13 protein-coding genes are annotated in these 16,389 nt (G+C 36.2%); all 13 read right to left on the bottom strand.

The window, feature by feature from the left end:
• Positions 1–22: 22 nt before the first annotated feature.
• The gene (locus tag ACEN3Z_RS02490) at positions 23–1,480 is read right to left on the bottom strand and encodes a helix-turn-helix domain-containing protein (RefSeq protein WP_407089464.1); all 1,458 of its coding nucleotides are present in this window, start codon (positions 1,478–1,480) and stop codon (positions 23–25) included.
• Positions 1,470–2,825, bottom strand: a complete 1,356-nt coding sequence (locus ACEN3Z_RS02485; protein WP_407089463.1) for an FAD-dependent oxidoreductase — start codon at positions 2,823–2,825, stop codon at positions 1,470–1,472. Before ACEN3Z_RS02485 ends, ACEN3Z_RS02490 begins: the two co-directional genes overlap by 11 nt.
• 240 nt (positions 2,826–3,065) lie before the next feature.
• Positions 3,066–5,894, bottom strand: a complete 2,829-nt coding sequence (gene uvrA, locus ACEN3Z_RS02480) for an excinuclease ABC subunit UvrA (protein ID WP_407089462.1) — start codon at positions 5,892–5,894, stop codon at positions 3,066–3,068.
• 148 nt (positions 5,895–6,042) lie between these two features.
• Positions 6,043–7,134 carry a substrate-binding domain-containing protein gene (locus ACEN3Z_RS02475; RefSeq protein ID WP_407089461.1) on the bottom strand — a complete coding sequence of 364 codons (1,092 nt, stop codon included), beginning with the start codon at positions 7,132–7,134 and terminating at the stop codon, positions 6,043–6,045.
• A 225-nt stretch (positions 7,135–7,359) separates the two neighbouring features.
• On the bottom strand, positions 7,360–8,016 hold the full coding sequence (gene phoU, locus ACEN3Z_RS02470) for a phosphate signaling complex protein PhoU (protein ID WP_407089459.1): 657 nt from the start codon (positions 8,014–8,016) through the stop codon (positions 7,360–7,362).
• 42 nt (positions 8,017–8,058) lie between these two features.
• Positions 8,059–8,817 (bottom strand): phosphate ABC transporter ATP-binding protein PstB, encoded by a 759-nt coding sequence (pstB, locus tag ACEN3Z_RS02465; protein WP_407089458.1) that lies wholly within the window; start codon positions 8,815–8,817, stop codon positions 8,059–8,061.
• A gap of 5 nt (positions 8,818–8,822) precedes the next feature.
• On the bottom strand, positions 8,823–9,644 hold the full coding sequence (gene pstA, locus ACEN3Z_RS02460; RefSeq protein WP_407089456.1) for a phosphate ABC transporter permease PstA: 822 nt from the start codon (positions 9,642–9,644) through the stop codon (positions 8,823–8,825).
• Positions 9,644–10,507, bottom strand: a complete 864-nt coding sequence (gene pstC / locus ACEN3Z_RS02455) for a phosphate ABC transporter permease subunit PstC (RefSeq protein ID WP_407089455.1) — start codon at positions 10,505–10,507, stop codon at positions 9,644–9,646. The genes pstA and pstC overlap by 1 nt, the downstream gene beginning before the upstream one ends.
• Before the next feature lie 346 nt (positions 10,508–10,853).
• On the bottom strand, positions 10,854–12,494 hold the full coding sequence (pnpS, locus tag ACEN3Z_RS02450; RefSeq protein ID WP_407089454.1) for a two-component system histidine kinase PnpS: 1,641 nt from the start codon (positions 12,492–12,494) through the stop codon (positions 10,854–10,856).
• 86 nt (positions 12,495–12,580) lie between these two features.
• On the bottom strand, positions 12,581–13,381 hold the full coding sequence (locus ACEN3Z_RS02445) for a response regulator transcription factor (protein WP_231606915.1): 801 nt from the start codon (positions 13,379–13,381) through the stop codon (positions 12,581–12,583).
• A gap of 218 nt (positions 13,382–13,599) precedes the next feature.
• Positions 13,600–14,490 (bottom strand): permease-like cell division protein FtsX, encoded by an 891-nt coding sequence (gene ftsX, locus ACEN3Z_RS02440; protein WP_407089453.1) that lies wholly within the window; start codon positions 14,488–14,490, stop codon positions 13,600–13,602.
• Complete coding sequence (gene ftsE, locus ACEN3Z_RS02435) at positions 14,477–15,163, bottom strand: cell division ATP-binding protein FtsE (protein WP_338490112.1); 687 nt, start codon at positions 15,161–15,163, stop codon at positions 14,477–14,479. The genes ftsX and ftsE overlap by 14 nt, the downstream gene beginning before the upstream one ends.
• An 83-nt stretch (positions 15,164–15,246) precedes the next feature.
• A protein-coding gene (gene prfB, locus ACEN3Z_RS02430) for a peptide chain release factor 2 (protein ID WP_407089452.1) occupies positions 15,247–16,348 on the bottom strand; the annotation gives its coding sequence in 2 pieces (ribosomal slippage) (positions 15,247–16,275 and positions 16,277–16,348; 1,101 coding nt in all).
• Positions 16,349–16,389: the final 41 nt, after the last annotated feature.

Below are 16,389 nucleotides of genomic sequence, written 5' to 3'. Positions count from 1 at the left end.
AAGTCAGTGTTTCAAATAATAATTAATTTTCGCTATTAAATAATCTTTGAATGATGATTTCTAATTGTCTCATATCAAAGTGATTTGGCAAGCCTTTGAGGTAATAGTAGGGAACCGGATAATCTCTGTCATAAGCATTAGAGACAATTAAATTAAAGTATTTTCTTTTGTCATATATTTCCACACTTACTAAACGATTGACCTCAAGCCTTTGACGCATGACTGATAGTATCGGTAATTTTTCTGTTTCATCACCAATAAGGTCTAGCCCGATACTTATTGTCATAGGCATCTGGTAAACAACATAAGACAGCACTTCTGTTAAGGTCCATTCTGCCTCCTTATAAGCATCACCTAATTCTTTTTGGTCGTAGTGATAGATATTTGTGATGACATCCTCAAGTAAGGGGATCGCTAGGTCTTCATTTTCTAGATTCATGCCATGTTTAATGAGTGATCGATCTAACTCATAATCAATGCTACGTTCAATAATTGCACCTTTAAAGAAGTATAATCTCCCAAGTATTTGGTTTAATGAATACATTCCTTGTTCATTTAGATTTTCTTGGCTTGAAACCGTTGAGCGAATATATTGCAAGCCCGTTGTTGTCGCCTCACTAACTGGCCCACCGTAACCTAAACTTCTTTCCATGACAAATGCAGGTAGAATAGACATTGTTGTCATAAACATAAACTGACACATAGCCTCTTCCTCTTCACTTTCTAGGGCATAGCGACTTAAAAATACTAGCGTGTTCTGTCGAATTTGTTGATAGAAACGATGTGAATAATAAGGTTTCATCAACTCTTTTAAAGCGCTAAAATCCTTATATTTAACGCCCATTCTTTGACGCGTTATCATGAGCCATAAACCTATTTCTGCTTCTCTATCCGCAAAAGTATCCTGCCCCCAAAGCTGTTGAAAAGAACGAATCACTTGTTGACTTTCTTTTGATTGTGCTAATTTACTTAATCGTTTTTTAGGTTCGACTAGAGTATATAAACGAAAGTAAAAATAGCGAATCTGATGTTCAGGACCTCTAATACGCCCACTTCGAACGGCTAAATAAAATTCTTCTAGTAATACATTCAAAGAAACTAATTGACGGTGAAACGTCGCTTCACTAATGAGTAATTCTTGTGATAGCTTTTGAACCGTATACTCTTCGACTTTAAATAAATAGTCCAGAATCTGATATTTTAAAGAATAAGGTAAGAATAGTTGCACGATATCTTGCTTTGTAACATGTGGTCCCAAGTTTAATCCTAGGCGGTCATTGATGAGCTGAATACATAATGGAAAACCTTGTGAATCGGCTAATTCATTCAAATCTTCGACGTATTTTAATAAAGTCACTTTCGACAAGGCTGTTTGCGCCATTGCCTCTTTAATTTCGAGATCCGTCGAATGATTAATTAATGTAGATAATAGAACCCATAGGCCACGCTCACGTTTCTCAAATAAATCTTCAATTACCATCTAAAAACACCTCACTCATACGCTTTTGATAGCTCTTTAAGGCACAAGCATAAATACACTCACTCATTGAAAATTCTCCTCTATAAAAAAGTCGATCTTGAAAAGCCAGTGCTTCATCTGTCATTTGTGCATTTATCGAAATCGCGAGTAAATCAGCCAGAGTTAAAATATCACTTTGTGAATAAACTTGCGCTCCAATCAACTGTCCTGTTTCTTTCTTTGTGATGAGTTTAACCGTTATCTGAGATGGATTTTCTTTTGATAATTCTTTCTCAAGCATCGTTGTTTCAATTGGATAAAACAATGCAGCTTCTTGCTCTGTTAAGCCCACACTGACCATGTATAAGCCGAATAATTGACTTCCGGTCACTCGTAAAGATTGGGGCACGGTGCTTGTTTTTTGATAGAGATTCATCGCCGCAATTTTCCCGCTAAGATAGGCATGGTTCACTAATGGTAAATAATAATCTGTCTCTGTATAAGCATAAGGCGCTCGAATTAAATCCCCCACTGCAAACACATCAGCCATACTCGTCTGTAAATATTCATCCACTTCGATTGTTTTATCTAAATGGCAATGAACTTGATCTTCAATTAACTTTGTATTGGGACGGAAATTCACAGCGAGCATCACATGGTCTGTCAGTATTTCAATATCTTGTGATAATATAACGTTTAATTCTGTATCCTGTGAGTGAATGCTTTCGACATAATGTCCTTTAATCACGTTGATGCCACTTTCTTGTATTTTTTCCTCTAATAATTGAGTCATATCTGAGTCGAAATATTTGAAAGCCAGTTGATCAGAAGCTTCAACTATGGTCACATTTTTAGCAACTTGCTTGAAAGCATCCGCTGCTTCAAGACCAATTTGCCCTCCACCAGCAATGAGAATCCGTTCTGCCCCTTCAATTTCCTGTAAGGCCTTCTTACTCGCTTCTAACGTTTTCGTCGTTAACACTTGAGGATGATTTGAACCCAAAATACGTTCTGAAATTGGACTTGAGCCCATAGCCAAAATCAGCTTGTCATAGCGATAACTTTCATGTGTATTTTCATCTTCTACTAAGAGTGATTTATTTGCCAAATCAATATCTAATACTTCATTGTTTAGTAATAACTCAACCCCACTAGCTTCTAATTGTTCTTCGTTAATAAATGTTTTATCACTTAAATGTTTTAATTCTTCTTTTAACAATAAATTTAAACTACTGGGGATATGTCCAATATTTCCTTCTTTCTCAATGATGAGTACTCGTTTATTGGGATATAATTGCCTAGCTGTCAAGGCAGACGATACTCCAGCAAAGGATGAGCCAACGATAATTATTTCTGCATGATTCAAAGCTTACCACTCCCTTTTATATGTGTAACGTTTCCAATTTCGTTCTATCTTTTATAGTATAACAAAGCGAATTCCTCGAGTCACTTGTTCAAAGAAGATTAAGTGAATTCAGCTAGTCATAAAAATGGGAGGCTTCTAAAAGTTCGAATCTCCGCATAAAAAAGCCCAACCTAGTGGTAGTGCCACCACTAGGTTGGGTTCTTGATATGAGGACATTGTTGAACGCCTCAATCATTTCGATTATTTATCTTTATCCATGACGTATTTTAAATATTGTCCTGTAAAGCTGCCTTCAACTTCAGCCACTTCTTCAGGAGTTCCGGTAGCGATGACTTCTCCACCACGGATCCCCCCTTCAGGACCCATATCGATAATGTAGTCAGCTGTCTTAATAACATCTAAGTTATGCTCAATCACAACGACGGTATTACCTGCATCTACTAAGCGATTCAATACTGTAAGTAATTTCTTAATATCATGTGCGTGTAAACCAGTCGTTGGCTCATCTAAGATATAGAATGTATCTCCTGTTGAAACACGTTGTAGTTCAGAGGCAAGCTTCATTCTTTGTGCTTCACCACCAGATAAAGTTGTCGCTGATTGTCCCAATCGCACGTAACCTAAACCAACATCGACTAAGGTTTGGATTTTGCGTTTGATTTTCGGAATCGCATCAAAGTATACTAAAGCTTTATCAATCGTCATATCTAACACATCTGAAATTGATTTCCCTTTATATTTGATTTCAAGTGTTTCTGAATTATAGCGCGTTCCATGACAAACTTCACATGGAACATACACATCTGGAAGGAAATGCATCTCGATTTGCTTAATTCCGCCACCTTTACATGCTTCACATCGTCCGCCCTTAACGTTAAAACTAAAACGGCCTTTATCATATCCACGTATCTTCGCTTCATTTGTTTGAGCAAATAACCCGCGAATGTCATCGAATACACTAGTATATGTTGCAGGGTTACTTCTTGGTGTACGTCCAATTGGACTTTGATCAATATCAATGACTTTTTCAAGCCCTTCAAAGCCCTCTATGGATTCGAATTTACCTGGTCGTTCTTTTGTACTTGTTAAGCGTTTTGCTAATGCAATTTTTAAAATGCTGTTCACTAAACTACTTTTACCTGAACCAGACACTCCAGTAACACAAGTGAATCGCCCGATTGGGAAAGACGCTTCAACATTTTGCAGATTATTTTCTTCTGCTCCTTTGACTGTTACCCAACCTTTATCTTCATTGCGTCGAGTTTTAGGCACTTCAATTTTTTCTTTTCCAGATAGGTATTTACCTGTTAGAGAATTCTCATCAGCTTGAACTTCTTCAGGCGTTCCAATAGAAACAATTTCTCCGCCTAATTCACCGGCACCTGGCCCAATATCAATTAAGTAATCTGCAGCCATCATTGTTTCTTCATCATGTTCAACAACAACGAGCGTATTACCTAAATCACGCATTCTTTGTAATGATTGAATTAAACGAGCATTATCTCTCTGATGTAAACCAATTGAAGGTTCATCCAGGATATATAATACCCCACTTAAGTTCGAACCAATTTGTGTCGCTAGACGGATCCGTTGCGACTCTCCACCTGAGAGTGAACCTGCTACTCGACTCATTGTTAAATAATCCAGTCCCACTTCATTTAAGAAAGTCAATCGATCATCGATTTCCTTAATGATTGGATCGGCAATCATCGTATCAGTCACTGAGAAGTCAATAGTTTCAAAGTGTTTTTTAGCATCACCAATTGACATTGCTGTTACTTCGGCGATGTTTTTGTCTGATACACGAACGGATAAGGCTTCTTCATTTAAGCGAGTACCTTTACATGTTGGACACGTTAATTCATGCATATATTCTCGCATAACATCACGCGTGTAGTCAGAATTTGTGTCATTATAACGTCTTTGAACATTATTAAAGACACCTTCAAACGTATTCTCCGTCGTCTTCGTTTCGCCTCGCATTGTTTTGAATGTGAACGAAAAAGTTGCGTCCGGATCTCCGTATTTTAACACTTCTTGTTGTTCACTGGTTAAACCTTTATATGGAACATCCGTTGGAATATTATTTTGTTTTGAAAATTGATCGATCATTGATGGATAATAATTTGAACTAATTGGATTCCAAGGTGCAAAAACACCTTCTTCGATGCTTAAGCTATCATCCGGAATAATCAATTCTTCATCGACTGTTAAACGTGAGCCTAAACCATCACAACTTGGACAAGCACCAAATGGTGCGTTGAAAGAAAAAAGTCTAGGTTCTAATTCATCGATGGAGAAATCACAAAACGGACAAGCAAAATGTTCATTAAAGTACATTTCTTCTTCCCCGATAACATCAATAACCATGTAACCTTCAGAGAATAAAAGTGCTTGTTCAACTGAATCAAATAAACGTGATCTCACGCCATCTTTAATAGCTATACGGTCAACAACCACTTCAATCGTATGTTTTTTATTCTTTTCTAATTCGGGAACCTCTGATACATCATAGATTTCCCCATCAACACGCACACGGATATAGCCATCCTTGCTTATTCTTTCTAATAATTTCTTGTGTTGTCCCCGTTTGTCACGCACAGCAGGTGATAGAATTTGGATACGTGTTCTGTCTGGTAATTCTAAGATTCGATCTACCATTTGCTCTGGGCTTTGTCGTTCGATTGGAATATCGTGATTTGGACAATAAGGTGTCCCCACTCGAGCATATAGAAGTCTTAAGTAGTCGTTAATTTCTGTTGCTGTTCCGACAGTAGAACGTGGATTTTGACTGGTTGTTTTTTGGTCAATTGAGATTGCTGGGCTCAAACCTTCAATAGAATCTACATCTGGTTTATCCATTTGTCCTAAAAACTGTCTAGCATATGCAGATAAACTTTCTACATATCGTCTTTGTCCTTCGGCATATAAGGTATCAAAAGCTAACGAGCTTTTTCCTGAACCAGATAAACCAGTCATAACCACTAATTTATCTCTAGGAATTTCTACATCGAGATTCTTTAAGTTATGTGTTCTTGCGCCTTTTACGATTATATTTTTTTGAGCCATATATAACTTTCTCTCCTCAATAATGTTGTATTTACCTTTTGTAAGTATAACACAAAACTCAAACATTTGTTCGTAAAAAGATTGCAAATAGAAATGAAAAACACACCTCCGAAGAGGTGTGTTATAAATCTCTATGATAGTTTAAAAATTATTGAGCTGCTTCTTCCCACTCAGTAACTTCACCTAAGAAGATCGAACGAATTGTTTCTAATGATAAATCTTCTACTGTACTTTCTGGGTGAACTACAACAGAAATTCCATCAAGAGCGATGTTTGTTTGGTTTAATGCTGCAGCTTCATCTTCTGTTAATTCACGAGAAGACATACCTAAGTCAGCAGCTCCACCAGTTGCAGCTTGGATACCAGCAGATGAACCATTTGAAGTAATGTTAATAGTTACGTCTGGGTTTAAAGCCATGTATTCTTCAGCTAAAACTTCCATAACTGGAGTTACTGATGTAGATCCAACAACTTCAATAGTTCCTTCTAAGCCAGCAGCTTCGTATGAAGGTAATGAAGCAACAACTGATCCTGATTCTTCTTCAGTTGATTCTTCTTCTGTAGCTGACTCTTCTTCAGTTGTTTCTTCTGATGAAGCTTCTTCTTCTGTAGTTTCTTCTTCAGACGCAGCTTCTTCAGCTCCAGCAGACTCTTCGCCTTCAGCTGGCTCTTCAGTTGTTTCTTCTGATGCTGATTCTTCAGTTGTTTCTTCAGATGAAGCTTCTTCAGATGATTCTTCACCTTCAGCAGATGCAGAAGCGTCTACAGCGATGTATCCTTCTTCTTCAACGATTGTTTGTCCTTCTTGAGAGTGGATGAATGTTAAGAAGTCAGCTGATAAGTCAGATTGATCTTCTCCCCATGCCACTACGAATGGACGAGCGATTGGGTAATCTCCAGCGTTAATTGCTTCTGGAGTAGCTTCTGCTCCATCAACAGTAACAGCTTTAACTGTATCATTTAATGAACCTAATGAGATATATCCGATTGCATTTGGATCTCCAGCAACAGTTTGCATAACTCCGTTAGTACCGTTTTGGATTGCAGCTGATGTAGTAGTCATGTCATCTTCGTTTTCGTCAACAACACCAACGATTTCTACGAATGCTCCACGTGTTCCTGATCCATCTTCACGAGAAACAACGTTAATTGTTCCCTCTTGTGCGAATGCTGGTACAACTGATGATAATACTAATCCTGCAGTTGCTAATAATGGTAAAGCTTTTAATGTTTTTTTCATTAATGTACATCTCCTTTTGATTTCTAATGTTTCAACGACATCTAATCACTCGTCTGATAGTCAAACCATCAGCACACCTCTATTATAACAAGCGATTGTAAATTTAATGTAAATCTATTGTAAATTTTATGTTAAGACTCTCTGTTCTCCTTAACGATTACTTTAATAAAATAAAATCCCCTCTTTATTAAGCCTTAACTTAATGAAGAGGGGATGGGTATGCCATTAGTTTAATTCTACGATGTCTCCTGAGTGTAAGTACACAATTCTTTCGCAAATATTAGTCACATAATCTCCGATACGTTCTAAGTTATTTGCAACACCAATATAGTTAATACCTCCGATAATTACTTCAGTATCAAATTCCATTGTTTGTGCAGCAATTCCATAAATTTGTTGTTGTAGAGCATCTAACTCATTATCACGGTCAGCAATCTTACGTGCTGCTCTAACATCACCCTTAACAAATGCTTGAATGACATCAGTAATCATCTCTTGAGCAAGCTCACCCATTTGTTTAACAATATCATCTAGGCGCTCGATTTTTTCTTCGTCAGGATTACGACGAATGACAGTCTTAGCAACAGATGTTGCATGGTCAGCGATACGTTCTACATCTGAATTTGCAGAAAATACTGTAAAGATTTTTCTTAAATCTCCAGTCACTGGTTGTTGTAATGCTATTAGAAGGTATGCATCTCTTTCGATTTCAACACTTAAAGCATTAATTCTTAGGTCATCAGCAATTACTTCGTGCGCTAATTCATTATCATTTTCGTCAAACGCTTTAATCGCTTTATGTAATGACTCATTAGCGAAGTTACTTAACATAATTAATTTATCCAAAAATTTTTCTAATTCTTCTTGAAATGCTTCTCTCACTGTTTTTCCTCCTAGAAAATATACGTATTAGTTTAAATAAAATTAACCGAAGCGACCTGAAATATAATCGTCAGTGCGTTGTTCTGACGGGTTAATGAAGATTTTCTCAGTATCATCAAATTCAATGACTTCCCCAGTTAAGAAGAATGCTGTTTTATCAGAAATACGTGCAGCTTGTTGCATATTATGAGTAACAATAACAACCGTATATTTCTCTTTTAATTCAGAAATAAGTTCTTCAATTTTCCCAGTAGAAATTGGGTCAAGTGCAGAAGTTGGCTCATCCATAAGTAATACTTCTGGATCGTTAGCAATCGCACGTGCAATACAAATTCTTTGTTGTTGTCCACCAGAAATTGCTGTTGCATTTTTATCTAATTTATCTTTTACTTCATCCCAAATTGCTGCTGCTCGTAAACTTTCTTCAACAATTTGGTCAAGTTGAGTTTTATCTTTAATCCCGTGAGTTCTAGGTCCATAAGCAATGTTGTCATAAATACTTTTTGGGAATGGGTTTGGATGTTGGAACACCATACCAACTTTTTTGCGTAATAAATTAGCGTCATAGCCTTTTTCGTAGATATTTTGACCATCTAAAGAAATTAATCCATCCACACGAGCATATGATACTAAATCTTGCATACGATTTAATGTTTTGATAAATGTTGATTTACCACAACCTGAAGGTCCGATAAATGCTGTAACTACTTTCTCTTCAATATCCATATTAATATTTTTTAACGCTTGAAAATCACCGTAATAAAAGTCTAAGTCTTTAATTTTAAATTTTGTGTTAGCCATATTTTTTATTTCCCTCCAGAGCCTAGTCGATTACCAATTAAATTTGATAAGCCGTTAATGAATAGAACAATTAATATTAGAATCGATGCAACAGCATATGACTCATCTACGTGAAGTCCTTCTTGAGATAACATATACATGTGAACCGCAAGAGTACGACCTGAATCTCCTAGTGATGATATCATACTTGATGATGATCCTAAAGTATAGATAAATGCTGCTGACTCACCGACAATACGTCCAATTGCTAAGATAACTCCGGAAAGAATACCTGGCATCGCAACTGGCAGAACGACAGTAAAGATTGTTCTTAATCTTCCTGCTCCTAAACCATAACTACCCATACGTAAAGAATCATTGACCGAACGCAATGCTTCTTCAGTAGATGAGATGATGATTGGTAAAATCATAATTGTTACCGTTAAAATACCCGCAAAGTGAGAATATCCCCACTCAAACTGATATACGAATAAAAGCATACCAAACAGTCCGTAAACAATTGATGGAACTGCCGCTAATGTATCAGTTGCTAAACGAATAATTGGTAAGAATTTACTTTTTTGATCAGCGTATTCTACTAAGTAGAACCCAGTAAAGATTCCTACTGGACCTGCAATGAGTAATGATGCACCAATAATAATTAATGTTGAAATAATTGACGGCATCATAGACACATTATCAGTCGTATAATCCCATTCAAACATTGATGCAGATAAATGAGGTATTCCATTATAGAAGATATAACCTACAATGAAAAGTAACATACCTAATGTAAATAAACCTGCTGCCCATACTAATATTTTAAAAAAGCTGATTTTTTTAGTCATTAGTCGTTCCCTCCTCTGTTTTTAACGAACATGAAAGTAGTATTTAGGAGGATAATAAAGATAAATAATACAACCGCTGTAGCAATTAACGCTTCTCTATGGCGACCACTTGCATAACCCATCTCCAGAACAATATTCGTCGTTAACGTACGAACACCTTGGTTTAAATCGTTAGGGATTGCTGGTTGGTTACCAGTTACAAGAATAACAGCCATTGTCTCACCAATCGCACGACCAATACCTAAGATAATCGCAGATAAGATACCTGATTTTGCAGCAGGTAATATAACGCGCATAACTGAACGGTCATGATCAGCACCTAAACCAACACTCGCTGAGTAGTATTCTTTAGGAACAGCACGTAAAGATGCCTCAGACAAACCAATAATAGTAGGTAAAATCATAATACCTAACAATGTAGAAGCCGTTACAATATTCATCCCTGTTCCACCCATTAAATCACGGAAGAATGGCACAAATAATCTTAATGCAAAATAACCGTATACAATAGATGGAATTGATGCCATTAAGTTAATTGCAGGCTTTACAAATTTATATAACCAGTCAGGACAGTAGAATGCCATAAAGATAGAAGAAAGAACACCGATTGGAACCCCAATAATAATTGCTCCTGCTGTAACAACAAGTGACCCAACAATCATTGGTAAGATACCAAATGAAGGTTTGGAAGCAGTTGGACGCCATACCTCGTTAAAAATAAAGTTACCAATTCCTTCTTCAAGTATAAAAGGTACTCCACCTTCAAAAATGAAGTAGAATATTAAAATAATCGAAAGAATCGATAATGACGCACACACTATGAAAACATATTTCATAAATGTTTCAGTAAAATTAGACTGCATACAGAATCTCCTTTAAAAAAATAAGTTACATTACAATTAAGTACCGTAATAGAATACTTGCGTCTTCATTTTACAACTCAATTGTAAATTTTGTGTAAATATTTATAAAGCGGTTTATTATAGTCATTGTAAAGACGGGAACTCGGGAAAAATTGCAACAATAAAAAAACACTTTATATCATCAAGTATTGTTACAACCGAATTACACAAATGAATCTATATATATTTTTCTGCATATAATTTCTATGATTAAAAATATATAGATTGCATAGGTGAGACTCATACTTTTTCGCTTTATTAAATGCTTTTTTAATATAACTTTTAGCTTGACTCAATGGGAAATAAATTATTCTAAAGGGAGTTTGATATGGAATGTGGTACCAATTCCCACCTCACTTTCAACATGAATGGTTCCGTTCATGTTCATAATTAAGTTACGTACAATTGATAAACCAAGCCCGGTTCCACCTGAATTTCGACTTCGCCCTTTATCTACTCGATAGAAGCGTTCAAAAATTCGTTCTTGGTCTGCTTTTGGAATTCCAATTCCTTTATCTGAAACAGAAAAATGTACAGAATTATTAACTTGTTCAATATTAATTTTTACCTCACTATCGACATCTGAATAATTAATGGCATTATCAATCAGATTTGTAAAAATTTGTTCAATACGATGTTGATCTGCCTTCATCATCACAGGTCTCTCAGCATCAACTGAAATACTAATATGTTTCCTATCAGCCTGTTTGTAGAAGAACTGAATTAGATTATTCACGGTCTCTACAACTTCAAACGGCTTAACAACCATAGGTTCACTTTTCTTCTCAACACGAGACAATTCTAAAATATCACTAATAATCGTCTCTAACCGATTACTTTCATTTGCAATGATTGTAATAAATTTCTCCGCTAACTCTGGTTGCTTTAAAGCACCATCTAAAAGTGTCTCAGCAAAACCTTTGATTGCTGTCACTGGTGTTCTTAACTCATGTGAAGCATTCGCAACAAACTCTGTTCGAACTGTTTCTAAGCGTCTTACTTGTGTAATGTCATACAACAAGACAAGAATCGATTCAATCTCATCAGGTGATTTCCCGTAAGGAATAATATTCACATCTATAAATTTAGACGTCGGAATATATAGTTCGATGTGATTGCTTAATGGCTGATGCGTCTTAAGTGCTTCATTAATCATATCTACCAGTACATAACTCTTAATTACTGCCTGGAAAGATCTTTGCGTTGTATGTATATCTATATTTAATAATTGCATCGCTTCAGAATTAATTAATTCGATTTTTCCAGAATTACTTATTAAAACTACACCCAAGTTTAAATGTCCCATTAATAAGGATAGTCGTTGCTCACTAGCATTTAAATCACCACGTTTGGTTTTTAACTCTTGTTTTAATGTCGAAATATTTGTACCTAAATTATCGATAACGGGTAAATTACCTCGTATATATTCAAATTGGTACTGATCATCTTCTACATGTTCAACCGCTAAATTGATGGCTTCGATTGGTTTTGTAACAAAGTTGATTATATGTCTATACACCAAGTATATTAGAAGTAAGATTAGGAAAATAATGACTGCCATCCACAAATAAAAGTCATCTAACTGATCTTGAAACAACGACTTGTTATAGTACTTTACTAACTGATACGTCCCATCATTTGCTTCGATTGGCGTGTAAACAACATAACCATTTAGATATACCTTGCTCGACACTTTATCTTTTGGAAAGTCTTTTAACTGTTGTCGAACCGTTTGTAGTCGGGTTCTTTCAGCAAAATCATTCCAAATAACTTCGCCATCTTTCAGTACAATTGATTCTGCGCTATCTGTACGCTTGAATGGTTCAATTTTTAACTCGACTTCTGAAAAGTTCTCAGCATTCACTCCTAAATCTTCTAGAAATTCTGCTTGAATCTCAGCTCGTGTCTCCAAAGGCTGTAATATTGAACGATGAATAAGTTGTCTCACAAAATACCCAGAGATACTGATTCCAATTACTACGCACACAATTAAAATAATTCGGGAATTGCGTTTATGTAATCTCTGGTTAAAAATCATTCTTTTGGCACCACGAATTTATACCCAAATCCTCGCACGGTTTTGATATATTCAGGATTTTTCGTATCCTTTTCGATTTTTTCTCGTAAATGACTAATATGAACATCGACAATTCGTGTCTCACCCGCATAATCAAAGCGCCAAATACTATTTAATAATTGTTCACGACTTAAGATACGACCTTTACGAACAGCCATATAAACTAATAACTCAAATTCTTTAGGTGTCACTTCAATTTTATCGCCGTGAACGACAACTTCATATCGATCAGCGTAAATTTCAATATCACCTAATTTAATCACTGAATCTGATTCATCTTGTAATAAGTAACGATCTTCTTCGTAGTCATTATAATTATCTTCTAATTCACGTAACTCAGCATCAACTGCTTCTTGATGAGCTTGTTCACTGTCTTTTTCTGACATATGTTTTGCTTCAGTTCTTCTCAAGATTGCTTTTATTCTTGCCGTTACTTCTCTAGGACTAAATGGCTTAGTCATATAATCATCTGCACCAAGCTCTAAGCCGATTACCTTATCGTACTCGTCATCTTTAGCAGTTAACATCAGAATCGGTGTATCTATATCCTCTTGTCTTACCCGACGGCAAATATCCATACCATCCATTCCTGGTAACATCACATCTAATATAATAAAGTCGTATTCATTCGTCTTTATCATCTTATATCCACTTTCACCATTATTGGCGGTGTCAACGGTATATCCGGCTTCTTTTAAGTTGTATTCTAATAATGTTAAGATTGCAATCTCATCATCAACAACTAGAATATGTTTCATAATTATCCTCCAGTTCATACCTATATACTATAATAATGCTCGTGTCTCCTATCTTATCAAAGTATCAAACCATTTTGTACAGGAAACTCTACATCATTTTTTATTATAACATTCTTTTAATATTCATTCTGTGTATATATTGTACCTTATCCATTAAAAAAAACTCAAAGGTTACGTAAGCTCTTGCTTTAATAATCTTTGAGTTTTCATATGACTATTTAAAATTTTAAAAATCGTTTAATCGACCGCCTTGCTCCGATAACACCTAATAAAATTCCTATAATGACTAAACCACCCGCAACATAATAAATAAATGGTGTGGTTGGTGTAAAGGCAATGACTTCTACTCCTGTAATCTCAACGGTGGCACTTTGCATCCCTTCATAAGCTCCGTAAAGTAAGACACTGGCAAAGATCGAACTAATTAAACCTATAAAGGCTCCTTCATAAGCAAATGGTGCGCGGATATAGCTATTTTGTGCCCCAACTAAGCGCATAATTTCAATTTCAGTTTGCCGTGCGTAGATGGTTAACTTGATTGTATTCGATATTAGCGCTACTGCAATTACAACGAGAACGGCTGCAATTAATGCAAACACAACTCTGACAATTTCAAGGGTGCTCAATAAGTTTTGCGTATCAATTTCACCATAAGTGACATCCACAGCGTAAGGTAATTCACTAATTTGCTCTGTGACAGCGTCTAAATATTCTGTATCTTCAACAGATACAACAAACACATTAAATAATGGGTTCGCATCATCACTAAATAGAGCAAACTCTTCCCCGACCCGGTCGATTAAGTCCTCTAGTTCTTCTTCTCTTGTTCGATACGTTATATCAGACACATACTCTATCTCTTCGATGGCTTGGTGTAAGTCCGCTTCATCTTGTTCATCTGCAGCTAGGTCGATGTGAGCTCGAATTTGAACGCCTTCTTCGATATCTTGAGTTATATTATCAACGTTACTCAAGAGCATAATTAATCCACCCACCATTAAGAGTGTGACTGTCATTGTTAAGATAGAGGCAGCAGTCATCCAACCATTACGAAATAAATTACGGAAACCATTACGGAGTTGTCTGAAGAAATTTCTAATGCTTTTCATTATATTCCCCCTCATACTCATCACGAACGAGATTGCCTTTTTCTAAACGAATTAAGCGGTGCTTAAATTCATTAACCAAATGGTCATTATGTGTTCCCATGAGAACAGTGGTTCCATTCTGGTTAATGCGTTCGAGTAATCTAAATATCTCAATTGCATTCTCAGGGTCCAAGTTTCCGGTTGGCTCATCGGCAACGAGAATACGTGGGTGATTAACAATCGCACGTGCAATCGATACTCGCTGTTGCTCCCCACCTGATAACTCTTTTGGATATTGGTTTACTTTTGTTCTTAACCCAACGAGTTCCATAACTTCTTTAACTCGCTTTTTAATTTCTTTACGACTTTTCCCTGTTACTTCCATCGCATAGGCGACATTTTCATACGCCGTTAGGGATGGAAGGAGTTTAAAGTCTTGGAAGATGACCCCGACTTGTCTTCTTAACATAGGGACATCTTTTGGTTTTAATCTATTTAAGTGATATTTTCCTACGACGACTTTTCCTTGCGTTTGTATTTCTTCACGGTAAAGAATTTTCATTAATGTCGATTTACCGGACCCACTCGGTCCAACGAGGTAGGCAAACTCGCCTTGTTCGATTCGTAGATTAATGTCGTTCAATGCAACAACACCATTCTCATATCGTTTCGATACGTTTGTTAATTGAATCATGTCCTTATCCTCACTTTCAAAATATTCTGTCCCATTGTATATGAAATATGTATCACAGTGATAACAAACTGCTAACTATTAGATTATTCAATGGACCATTTTAGATAGGCATCAATAAAATCATCTAAATCCCCGTCCATGACTTTATCGGTATTTCCAACTTCATAATTTGTACGGTGGTCTTTAACCATTGAGTAGGGATGGAAGACGTATGATCTAATTTGTGAGCCCCAGCCAATCTCTTTTTGATCCCCTTTAATTTCAGCTAGTTCTTTTGCTTTTTGTTCAACTTCAAGTTGGTGCAGTTTCGACTTTAATAGTTTCATCGCTTGTTCACGGTTTTGAAGTTGTGATCTTTGAGCCTGACTTTGAGTCACCACTCCAGTTGGAATATGAGTAATACGTACAGCAGAATCCGTCTTGTTAACATGTTGTCCACCGGCACCACTTGCACGATATGTATCAATTCGAATATCATCTGGATTGATATTTATTTCAACTGATTGGTCAATCAAAGGCATTACCTCTATAGAAGCAAAAGAAGTATGACGACGTGCATTTGAATCAAAAGGCGAGATACGAACTAAACGGTGGACTCCTTTTTCTGATTTAAGTAAGCCATAAGCATTATGTCCTTTAATCTCTAAGACGACACTTTTTATACCCGCTTCGTCTCCAACTTGATAATCTAAGACTTCAACGCTGAAACCTTTATGATCTGCATATCTTTGGTACATACGAAGGAGCATACTTCCCCAATCCTGGGACTCAGTTCCTCCAGCACCGGGATGAATTTCAAGAATAGCGTCATTTTTATCATATTCACCAGAGAGTAGTAGCATTATTTCATAACTATCTATGGCTTTAGAAAGAGCTTCAGTTAATTCCTCAGCTTCTTGATACATCTCTTCATCTTTCGTTTCATTATATAATTCAAGTGCCATCGTCAACTCTTCAACTTGGTCTTCAAGTGAGCTAATGGTTTGGTATGTTTCTTTACTACTGTTTAACTCTTGGATGACTTCTTGAGCTACCTCATTATCATCCCAAAAATCTGGTTGACTCATTTGATATTCATAATCTGCAATATCCGCTTCTAATGCGTCTAAGTCAAAGAGACCCCCTAAAGCTATCCATCTTTTCTTGAGCAATTTCGACAAATTGTGTCATTTCATAAAGTTCCATCGTTCTATTCACTCCATCTAATTAAATTCCTTTGTAGTATA

It is taken from the genome of Ruoffia sp. FAM 26254 (assembly GCF_045528545.1).
GTDB classification, from domain to species: Bacteria; Bacillota; Bacilli; order Lactobacillales; family Aerococcaceae; genus Ruoffia; species Ruoffia halotolerans.
Note: the sequence above shows the minus strand (reverse complement) of the source record. Positions and strands in the feature narration are given on the sequence as shown.

Coding starts and splice junctions, on each gene's coding strand:
- ACEN3Z_RS02490 (WP_407089464.1), bottom strand. CDS start 1,480: ATGGTAATTGAAGATTTATTTGAGAAACGTGAGCGTGGCCTATGGGTT.
- uvrA (WP_407089462.1), bottom strand. CDS start 5,894: ATGGCTCAAAAAAATATAATCGTAAAAGGCGCAAGAACACATAACTTA.
- ACEN3Z_RS02475 (WP_407089461.1), bottom strand. CDS start 7,134: ATGAAAAAAACATTAAAAGCTTTACCATTATTAGCAACTGCAGGATTA.
- pstB (WP_407089458.1), bottom strand. CDS start 8,817: ATGGCTAACACAAAATTTAAAATTAAAGACTTAGACTTTTATTACGGT.
- pstA (WP_407089456.1), bottom strand. CDS start 9,644: ATGACTAAAAAAATCAGCTTTTTTAAAATATTAGTATGGGCAGCAGGT.
- pstC (WP_407089455.1), bottom strand. CDS start 10,507: ATGCAGTCTAATTTTACTGAAACATTTATGAAATATGTTTTCATAGTG.
- ACEN3Z_RS02445 (WP_231606915.1), bottom strand. CDS start 13,381: ATGAAACATATTCTAGTTGTTGATGATGAGATTGCAATCTTAACATTA.
- ftsX (WP_407089453.1), bottom strand. CDS start 14,490: ATGAAAAGCATTAGAAATTTCTTCAGACAACTCCGTAATGGTTTCCGT.
- ftsE (WP_338490112.1), bottom strand. CDS start 15,163: ATGATTCAATTAACAAACGTATCGAAACGATATGAGAATGGTGTTGTT.